This window comes from Verrucomicrobiota bacterium (assembly GCA_016871495.1).
GTDB lineage: Bacteria > Verrucomicrobiota > Verrucomicrobiia > Limisphaerales > VHDF01 > VHDF01.
Map to the genome: position 1 here is coordinate 1 of VHDF01000124.1, position 10668 is coordinate 10668.

5 protein-coding genes are annotated in these 10668 nt (G+C 62.2%); all 5 read left to right on the forward strand.

Annotation, left to right across the window (positions count from 1 at the left end; genetic code table 11):
• The first annotated feature begins 48 nt into the window (after window positions 1-48).
• The 5 genes from FJ404_18210 (at window position 49) to FJ404_18230 (ending at window position 10430) form a co-directional block, all read left to right on the forward strand.
• Window positions 49-990, forward strand: a complete 942-nt coding sequence (locus FJ404_18210; GenBank protein MBM3824786.1) for a c-type cytochrome — start codon at window positions 49-51, stop codon at window positions 988-990.
• A 35-nt stretch (window positions 991-1025) separates the two neighbouring features.
• Window positions 1026-4541 (forward strand): hypothetical protein, encoded by a 3516-nt coding sequence (locus tag FJ404_18215; GenBank protein ID MBM3824787.1) that lies wholly within the window; start codon window positions 1026-1028, stop codon window positions 4539-4541.
• Window positions 4538-8191 (forward strand): hypothetical protein, encoded by a 3654-nt coding sequence (locus tag FJ404_18220; protein MBM3824788.1) that lies wholly within the window; start codon window positions 4538-4540, stop codon window positions 8189-8191. Before FJ404_18215 ends, FJ404_18220 begins: the two co-directional genes overlap by 4 nt.
• Before the next feature lie 363 nt (window positions 8192-8554).
• A complete protein-coding gene (locus FJ404_18225; GenBank protein ID MBM3824789.1) occupies window positions 8555-9034 on the forward strand; it encodes a redoxin domain-containing protein in 480 nt (159 codons plus the stop codon).
• Between the two features lie 205 nt (window positions 9035-9239).
• Complete coding sequence (locus FJ404_18230; protein MBM3824790.1) at window positions 9240-10430, forward strand: hypothetical protein; 1191 nt, start codon at window positions 9240-9242, stop codon at window positions 10428-10430.
• Window positions 10431-10668 lie beyond the last annotated feature (238 nt).

Here is a 10668-nt window from a genome sequence, read left to right on the forward strand (position 1 = left end):
TGGGCCCAAGCATGGGAAAATCATCCCCTCGAAGCGATCAGGACAAGGGTGAAGGACCTCAACGCGCTTTTTGGGGACGGACGGGCGCTGGCGGAGATTAGGAAAGTCGCCTTGAGTGGCGCCGCGGATTTTCCCCGCCGACGGGCCGCGTTGCGGTCCCTCATCGAAGCACGCAGCCCGGATCTGCGCGCGGTGTGCGAATCGCTCCTGGGAACGCGCGACCTCTCGGCGGTAGCCGCCCGCGGGATGGCGCTCTTCGATGACGACACCGTCGCTACCCGGTTGCTCGAGGAATGGCCGAAGCTCTACGGACACGAGCGCCCCGAATTTCTCAACGCCCTCCTGTCCCGTCCCGCGTGGGCGTCCCGCGTGTTGCAGGCCATGAGCTCGGGGGCGTTTCGCAAGACCGACCTGAGTCCCGCCCACGCCGCTCACATCCGCGCTTTCCGGAATGACGCCCTCACTCAGAAACTCGCGGAAGTGTGGGGGACCGTCCAGAGCGTGGACGAAAAGGAACGGGGCCAAGCCCTGGCGAAATGGCGCGCCCGGCTCCTTCCTTCAGAGGGACGATCCGGGGAAGCCCGAGCAGGAGAGCAAGTCTATGTCCGCGCCTGCGGAAGTTGTCACCGTCTCTTCGACGTGGGTACGAGTCTGGCCCCGGATTTGACCGGCTCAGGAAGGCAAAACCTGGACTACCTTCTTGAAAACATCCTCTTCCCTAGCGCCGTCGTGCCCGCGGAATATCGCCAGACGACGCTGGTCCTCAAGGACGGGCGATCCTTGACGGGTGTGGTCCGGGGCCGGGGCGCTCGAACTTTGACGCTGGAAATGGCCGGCCAATCCGCCACCGTGGATCGAACCGACATTGCCAAGGAGGAATTCTCCACGCTTTCCATGATGCCGGAGGGCATTCTCGAACAACTGACAGAGCAAGAAACGCGAGATCTGATGGCCTTCCTGATGAGCCCCGCTCCACCACGGAGACCTTAAGTCGGCTGCACGGCGAAGGCCGAATATTGCCAAGCATGGAGTATCCCCGCCCAACCGGCCCGCGTTCGCCTTCCTGCGTCACGCTGCTCTTTGGTCCCGCAGGGTCTGGCAAGACGTGGCGATGCCAGCGCGAAATCGTGGATGCACTGCGGCGAGACCCCGAGGGGCTGCCGATGATTCTCCTCGTGCCTCGCCAAGCCACCTATCAATGGGAACGCAGCATCCTCTCCGAGCCTGGCCTCCGCGGTTACACCCGGCTGCAGATCGTCTCCTTCGAACGTTTGGCCGACTGGATTCTGCGTCAACTCGGGACACCTTCCACCGGGTTCCTCTCCGAACAAGGAAGAGGCATGGTTCTTCGAGCTCTGCTGACGCGGCATCAATCCGAGTTGCGCTTCTTTTGCGCAAGTGCCCGTCTTCCCGGATTCGCTTCCGAACTCAGCGGCGCCCTGCGCGAATTGCAACACGCCCGCCTCAACTCCGGGCGCTTGTCGGAGATCGCCGCCCAAGCGCCCTCGCCGTTGCGCGAGAAAATCCTCGACCTCGCGCTTCTCCTGCAATCTTACCGGTCGTGGCTGGACGACCGCCAACTGCGCGATGCCGAGTATCGCCTCGAACTCGCCGCGGAGCGTTTGCGATCCTCCGATCCCGCGCGTCTACCCTTCGCATTGGAAGGCGTCTGGATGGATGGATTCGCGGACCTCACGCCGCAGGAAATCGAGCTGCTTTCCATCCTCTTGCCTCGCGCCCGCCAATCGACCCTCGCCTTTTGCCTCGAACATTCACCCGAAGCGCCGCCCACCTGGCTTTCAACTTGGTCAGCCATGGCCCAAGCCTGCCGGCAACTTTTGCACCGCATCCAGTCTGTGGAGGGACTCGACCTGAAATCGGAAACCCTTGCCCGATCCGGCCGAACCAGCCGCTTCACGAACGCCCCCGAATTGGCCGAAATCGAGCGCCGCTGGAGCGATCTTTCCCGCCCTCGCCAAGCCTTCGCGAAGGAAGACACAACCGCTCCGCAGCCCGAAGTTTCCCTGTCACCGGACTCCAACTTTGGCTCCGCTTTGAATCAGGCCGCGCCTTCGTCGGTGCGCTTGTTGCAATGCGCGCATCCGGAAGCCGAAGCTGAAGAAGCCGCGCGCGCCATTCTTCATCATGTTCGGGATCGAGGGGGGCGTTTCCGCGACATCGCGTTGCTGGTCCGTGATCTCGAGTCGCATCACGCCCCGCTGCGCCGCGTGCTGCGGCGGTTTGGCATCCCGTTCTTCATGGATCGACGCGAGCCGATCGCCCACCATCCGCTCCTGGAATTGTCCCGGGCCGCCCTCCGCTTTGGCATTTTCGGCATAAAATCGGAAGATCTGCTGGGTGCCCTCAAAACCGGGCTGTTCGAAGTATCGCGCGAAGAGGTCGATTGGCTGGAATCTGAAATCCTCGCCCGCGGATGGCAGGGGGACCTTTGGCGCCAACGGCTCGAACTCAAGGACGAACCCCATCTGGCCGATCGCGTCGAAAACCTCCGCCGCCGACTGCTGCCGCCGCTGCTCGACTTCGCCGACCTGCTGAAGGCTCCCACCCTGGATGGACCCACTCTCGCGAATGGATTGCAGGCGTTGTGGGCCCAACTCCACCTCGATGCTCAATCTCATGAGGAAGAGTCCGGTCCGGAGGAGACTTCGTCGAGGGCCGCCCGATGGTCCACCGTTTGGCGTGAAGTGCAGGCCTGGCTCCAGGACCTGTCCTTGGGCTTCACAGGCGTCGAACTCGCGCCACCCGCGTGGCTGCCGATCGTCGAGACAGGGCTAGGCGGGCTGACTGCGGGCCTGATCCCTCCCGCACTGGATCAGGTGCTGGTGGGAGCGGTGGATCGCGCCCGCAATCCCGATGTAAAGACCGTCGTGGTCTTGGGACTCAACGAGGGCCTCTTTCCCCGCAGACCGGTCCCGCCAACGCTCCTTTCCGAATCGGACCGCGCGGAACTCGAAGGCCACGGCGCACGGCTTCGCGGAGGGATTCGAACCCAGATCGGCTTGGAATGGTTCTTCGGCTACATCGCCGTCACACGGTCCAGGGAAAGCCTCTGGATGACCTTTTCCGAGAAGAGCTCCGAAGGGGAGCCGCTCAATCCCTCTCCGTTCGTGTCCCATCTCCAGCGCCTCCTGCCAGGCCTTCGACCCGAGCATCCCCCGCCGGTTCGCCCCTGGTGGCAGGCAGCCCGGGTTCAGGACTGCATTCCCGCCCTGGCACGCGGTGACCGGCAACTCCTTGAACGATGGAACGAGCTGGGCCCTTCGGTTCAAGCCTGGCGGGCCTTCCATCCTCCGGCCCAAACCGAGCTCACTCCCATCACCGCCGCCGCGCTCTACGGGGAACCCCTGCGCACGTCGGTCAGCCGGGTGGAACGTTTTGCGGAGTGCCCCTTTCATTTCTTCGTCGAGTCGGGTTTGCGCGCGCGGGAACGCCGGCACTTCGAAATCGATTTCAAAGAGGCCGGCAACCTGCAACACGAACTGCTCGAAGCCTGGCATCACCTGGCCCTCGAACGCCGCGGTGCCTGGCGAAACGTCTCGCCCGAAGAAGGCCGCCGATGGATGCAGGAACTCGCGGACGCCCGCCTTCCTCGTTCCGGCGGAGGACGGTTTGCCGCCACCCCCACCACTCGCGCCCGGGCCGAAGGCCTCGTGGAAACGCTCAAGGACTGGATCGAAGCCTTCCTGCGATGGATGCCGCACTATGGCTTCGAACCCACCCTCGTCGAAACCTCGTTCGGACGGGAAGGCGATCCGTACGACCCTTGGAAACTCGAACTCGACGGAGGACGCCGCCTCGAATTCCGGGGTAAAATCGACCGCATCGATTTGGGTCCCGCCGCTCCAGGCCAGCCCATCCCCGCGGTCGTCGTGGACTACAAAATTTCCATACGCAAGTTCAAGTCCCCGTTCTTCGCCGCCGGCGTGCAACTCCAACTCGCCGCTTACCTGGCGGTCCTGAAGCATCTTCAACCTCGCGAAGGTGCCGGCGCATTCGATCGATGCGCGCCGGTGGGAGGCTTCTATGCAAACCTCAAGGGCGAATGGGAGAACGGACATCCCGGCGCCGAGACGGCGGACCCCTTCCAACCGCTCTGGAAATCCTACCGCCATTACGGGCGGTTCCTGAAGGAATGGGCGCGAACCCTGAGCCAGGACCGTGACAACAGCGAGGCGGGACTCTTCAACTTTAAGGCGGACGCGGAGGGTAAGATCGACGGACGATTCTCCGATCCGATCGATGCCCATCCCTTCGAGACCATGCTCCGTCATGTCGAAACCAAGCTGCGCGAGTTCGGGAATCGAATCTACGCGGGCGAGATCCGGCTCGATCCCTATCGCGAGGGTTCCACCACCGCTTGCGAACGGTGCGACTTTCAGCCCGTCTGCCGCATCGATCCCGTCCGCCATACCTTTCGCTCACTGAAGACCAGGGAAACATCGACCGATCCCGCCGGAACTTCCGCGCCACCCGTCGAACCGAAATCGAAGCGCCGCGCGAAATCGTCCCCGCCGTCATGAATCGCCCCACCCCAGCCCAGGAACGCGCCATCCGGCATCGCGGGGATCTCCTCGTCTCTGCCGGCGCGGGCGCTGGGAAAACAAGCACGCTCGTGAAGCGCTGCCTGGAAGGTATTCTCCAGGGCGAACCCCGGCTCTCCGTCGAACGACTGTTGATGGTCACGTTCACCGAGGCGGCGGGAACCGAAATGCGGCAGCGCTTGCGCGAAGGGCTCGAGGCTGCTCGAGAAGCCTGGACCGCCTCAGCCCAGCTCATCGAGGAGCAGTTGGCCCTGCTCGATTCTGCCATGATCGGCACGCTCCACGCGGCCTGCCTCCGTATCGTCCGCGATAACGCCCACACCCTGGGCATCGAATCCCGGGCCGCCCTCCTCGACGGGCCAGAAAGCGACACACTGGCCCGGCAGACATTCTCGGATCTTCTCGAATCGAAACTCCGGGTTCCAGAAGCGAAGGACGCCGCCTGGCGGTGCTTGTTACGCGAGCTCGGCGGGGATGCTGATCATCTCTGGCCGTGGATCCAACAAATCCACGCGCACGCGCGAAGCCTTCCCCATCCGGACGATTGGTTTCGTCACGCGGAAAAGCTCCAAAGCCCGGACGTTCGCACCGAGGCATGGTCCCAGTGGGCTCGCGTGGGGCTGAAGGAATGGACCTCGGAAATGCTCGAGTTGGTGGACGGGCTCGAACCGGATTTTCCCCAACGAGACCTCCTGCAGGGCCGGCTTCAATCCTGTCTGAACGATCCTGTCCCCCCCGCCGCCGCTTTGGCCGCTCTCGTCCAATTCGAAGCCACCGAAGCCTGGCCCAAGCGCCAGGCCAAGCGGTGCCGGGATCGGATTCGCGACATCATCGAGGGGGCTCAATTCTGGCGAGGGCAGTTCGCCGATCCGCAAGGCTTTCCCGCCGCCGGGGAATGCACCACGAGGGCCCTGGCACTCATCGCGATGACGCGCGATTTTACCCAAGCCTTCGATCGAGCCAAACGCGAACGGCACGCCCTCGATTTCCAGGACCTTGAGCAGTTGACCCTTTCGCTCTTGTGGAACCCCCGTGACGGCCAACTCACCCCGCTGGCCCGATCGTGGCGCGACCGATTCGACCAGGTCATCGTGGACGAGTTTCAAGACATCAACGCCGCTCAAGATCGCATCATCGAAGCGCTCTCCCACGAAGGCAAACCCGGCAACCGCCTCCTGGTCGGGGATGCCCGCCAAAGCATCTATCGGTTTCGCCAGGCGGATCCGCGGATCTTCCTCGATTACGAGAAACGTTGGAAAACATCCGCCGGCTCCGGCGCCACTCATTTCCTGAGTGAGAATTTTCGGAGCCATCAGCGCATCCTGGATTTCGTCAACGCCGTCTTTTCCCAATGCATGAACGCGGGACTCGATGCCTCGCGCTACCCTGCCTCGGCGGAACTTCAGGCTGGCAGCCCCGAGACAAGATCGTATCGCCTCGCTTCGGCCACCACCTCCGCCCGCGCTTCCCTCTGGATTTTGGATGCCTCCTCGGACCCCGATCAGGATCCCAGCCCGACGGACTTCCTGGAACCCTGGCTCGCCGAAGCGCAGTTCGCCCTCGGCAAACTCCAGCAGGCTCGCGCAAACGGTTTGCTCGTCTGGGATGACGGCCTGGGTCGCGAACGCCCCATGGATTGGGGCGATGTGGCCATTCTGCTGCGCTCCCCGCGTTCCGGGAGTTGGGCCTTTTCTCAAGTCTTTGCCGAAGCGGGAATCCCACTGTCCGCAAACAAGGAGGGCTTTTTCGAAACGTCCGAGATCATGGATGCCCTCAGTCTGCTCGCCGTCCTCGACAATCCTCTGCAGGATATCCCGTTGCTCGCGGTGCTGCGTTCTCCTTTGGCTGAGTTTACAGACTCCGATCTGGCCTTGATTCGGGCGGCCACACCACGAGAACCCTACTGGACCGCGTTGCGCCGATTTCCCTCCGCGAGCCGGGACTTGGCTGAATCGCTCGCAGCTCAGCATCCCGCGCTTTCTTTCAGCCCGCCGCCTGAGGCATCCGGCCCATCGCTACTCGACGACATCGCGTCGGCCCAAGCCAAAGTGATTGCGTTCTTGAACCAATTCGACCGATGGCGGCGCCAAATGCGCGACAACCCCGTCTCCGAAGCCCTGGAATCCATCCTGGACGAGGCCGCCTATGAGACGCGCACCCGCCACTTGCCCGCCGCCGACGACGCCGCGTTGCCACGACTGCTGAACTTGATGCGCCGCTTCGATCCGCTGCGCGGCCAGGGACTGCATCGATTCATGAAGTGGATCGAGACCCGCCGTGCAGTCTCACGAGAATCCGAATCCGCATTCCCGGCCTCCCCCGGAGCCGTGCGTTTGCTCAGCATCCACAAGAGCAAAGGACTCGAGTTTCCGGTCGTCTTGGTCGCAGGCCTGGGCTCGCGATTCAATTTCGAATCGTTGCAAAAACCGGTCCTGCTCGACGATACCTACGGCGTATGCCTCAAAGGCCGGCTGCCAGGCGCCCGAATCACATTCCCCACCCTCCCCTACTGGCTGGCCGCCCGGCGTCAGCGCGGCGAGATGCTTGCCGAAGAATTGCGGCTGCTCTACGTCGCGTTCACCCGCGCCAAAGACCACCTCTTCCTCTGCGGTTCCGCCAAATACTCCTCCCTCGCCACCACCGCGTCCAAGCCCTGCCATCGCCTTTCCATGCTCAAGGCGCGAAATCCGCTTGATTGGCTGGCCATGGCCATGGCCGGAGTGACCCGGCAACCCGAATGGCACATCTCGACGCAAGGCGAAAGCGACCGAGTCCGCTGGACCGTTGAAAGCGAAACCTCGTTGGTGGCGCAAGACCCGAAAGCCGCCGAGTCCGCTCCCCCAATCCTACCCGCGGAAACCGAAGTCAGCGCGTGGCGAGCACGACTTCAGTGGCACTATCCCTTTCCAACCGCCACTCAAGTCACGGCGAAAGTGTCGGTCTCGGCCCTTCGGGCGCAACTTGAGGAAGCGCGCGTCGTGGATTGGACTCCGCGCTTCCCCGCGGATTCAAAGGCTCGCCCGGCTTCGCGTTCCGCTGCTTCAACCACCCGACGTGTCCGTGCCGCGGAACTCGGCGCGGCCACGCACGCCTTGCTGGAACACCTGCCCCTCGAATCCGGCGCGCCCTCGGCGGAAGTCCTTCGCCAGCTCGCCGGACAACTGGCCGTCACTCGCATCATTTCGCAGGAAACCCTTGATTCCATCGACTACGAGGCCATCGCCGCCTTTTGGCAAAGCGCGCTGGGACAGGAATGGCTCCTTCACCCCGGCCAACTGCGGCGTGAATTGGCCTTCACAAACCGCTGGTCGCCTTCCGAACTCGGTTCCCTCGGCCTGAGCGGAGAGGAATCCGGGCTCACCGACGAGGACGGTTTCATCGTGGTCCAGGGGGTGGTGGATCTAGCCCTTATTCTTCCGGACCGCATTCGGATTTTGGATTTCAAAACCGACCGCGTGAGAAATGACGCGGAACTGCACGCTGCGTTGTCACGCTACGAACCGCAACTCCAGCTCTACGCCGGCGCCCTGGCGGGCATCTATCGGCGTCCGGTCATCGACGCTTGGCTCCATTTCCTCCACCGCCGCCAGAGCGTGGCGGTCAAACTCCCGAACCTCCCGCGCTGCTGAACGCTCTCGCAGCACCCTTGCCCCTTGAACCGGCCATGCCCCTTTGCAGACACCCCTTGAGGCGGCGTAAACGCCGCGCTCCGGCGCTGCCATGCGCATGACCGAAAACCTGTGGATGCACCGGTACCTCAGCGGTGCATCCCGATATTGCCGGTGATGCAGGTAGGGCGCGTCCGTCCCGGCGCGCCGCCAGAGCAGGATGTTTTGCATCCAGTGGGCGGCGGGCTGGGACAGGCCCGCCCTACCAACAACATCGGGATACACCCCCGGTGATCAGGGAACCTCCCGCAGGTTTGACACCTTCCGCAATCCGAATTATACAAGGTTCGTTCTAACTGAAACCAATCCATAACTCACTCACCTATGCCTATCGCTGTTGGCTCCAAAGCCCCGGATTTCAACCTCAAATCGAAAAACGCCTCGGGACTCACCGATGTGAAACTCAGCGCCAATCTGGGTTCCAAGAATACGGTCATCCTTTTCTTCCCCCTGGCTTTCACTGGGGTATGCACCCAGGAATTGTGCGACATCACGGCTGGGCTCTCCCAATACGCCAGTCTTAACGCCGAAGTCATCGGCGTCAGCGTGGACAGTCCATTCGCCCAGGAAGCTTGGGCCAATCAACACAAGATCGGCATCACGCTCGCCAGCGATCTCAACAAGAAAACCGCCGAAGCCTACGGCGTGCTGCTCCCCGATTTGATCGGGCTCGGCTCGGTCAGCGCCCGCGCGGCCTTCGTCGTCGATAAACAAGGCGTCGTTCAATACAGCGAACAAACGCCAACGCCCAAAGAACTGCCCAATTTCGCCGCCGTCAAAGAGGTTTTGGCCAAACTCAAGTAGTCGAAGCTTCGGGCTGCGCTCCATGCTTAAACTCAACGCGGATGACTCGAAGTCATCCGCGTTTTCTTTACCCTCCGATAACGCAACCCTCTCCCCTTCCGTGCTCAGACCATCTGGAGTTGGCAATCAACCTGCTACTCAAACTGCCATGTTGTATTAACGGAGCGGTGGGCTCTGCGGGGTGGCCCTGGCCAGTCTTCTCGCCTTGCTCTCCTTGCGCGCAGAGGTCGTGTTCGACAACACGTCCAGCTACCTGGCCACCACTTACTTCAGCAATGACGAATTCGGGGATGAAGTCAGCCTCACCAAGGCCGTAACCAATCTGACCGAGTTTGGATTTTCCTACCTCGGAGAATTCGATTCTACCGGGCGCGAAACCTTCCGCCTCCGCCTGTACGCGAACGATGGTCCCGATACCGACCCGGGGCCAAAAACCATTCCCGGACCAGGATCGCTCCCCTACGAGAGCGGCCCCCATCCTATTTACTCCGGTTTCAATTCGATCCTGGCCTCGGGCTTTTCCATCCAGGCGCCGCAAACGATCACCTGGACGGTCCAGTTCGAAGGTCTTCTCGGAACCCCCGAAAACAGGGCGGGCTTGGTTCTCGCCAACCCTCCCAGCATGGGACGCAGCTTCGATGATTTTTGGCTCAAAACCGGCAACTCCTGGACCCTGCACCGGTTCAACGGCAATCCCGTGGCCAACTTCGTCGCTCGTTTCGCGACGGGCAGTTCGGTCGTGTCGGTCGGCCAACCGACACGCCAATCCAACGGTGACCAAAAGATCGAAATCCAAGGTCCCTCCGGCCTTGACTTCGTTCTCGAATTCTCCGCCAACGCGCTCGATTGGGTCCCTCTCCACACCAACCGTTTTTCAACCCAACCCTTCACCTTCACGCACCAGGGCGCGGGCGCGTTTGCAACCCCCTTCTACCGCGCTTCCCTGCTGCCCGTTGCCGCGCGCCTCGTGTCCACCTCCGCCGAAACCACCGGAGGCATCCGCATCCAATTCGAAGGACCACTGGGCTCCATGTTCAACATTGAAGGGTCGGGCGATGGCATCCTCTGGACCCCAGTGCATCAGGGCGCCTTTCCCGCCGGGATCGGTGAATGGATCGATCGCGCAGGGAAATCGGCCACACGCTACCGCCTCAACTTCCTGGGTGCCATACCCGCCGTGATCGTTGCGGATGGAGTCGTGAATCGAAACCTCCAGTTGGCGATCTTCGGAAATCCCGGCCAGCGATTCGAACTTCAAGCCTCCGAGGATTTCGAATCCTGGAAAACCGTCCATGCCGACATTTTCGATTACACAGTCGGCCAGGCGGTTTGGGTGGACACCAACACCGTTCGATTTCCCCAACGCTTTTACCGAACCGTTTTGCCTGCCGCGTAGAAGTAGTGTGGCCGATGGGATTGAGACATCAGCCCGCATCGCCTATCCCGACAAATTCAACTAGTCAGCCGTCTGATTTTCGCAACTTTTTGGTCAAGAATCGTGATTTCCCTCCAGAAGCGCTTTGACATCGCGCAGACGCCACGTGCCTTTGGCCGAAGCCTTGGCGCAGGCCTGGTTGACCGCAGCGAAAGTATGGCGGTCGGTCAGATGGACCAGCCCCATCAGGGAGCGGATG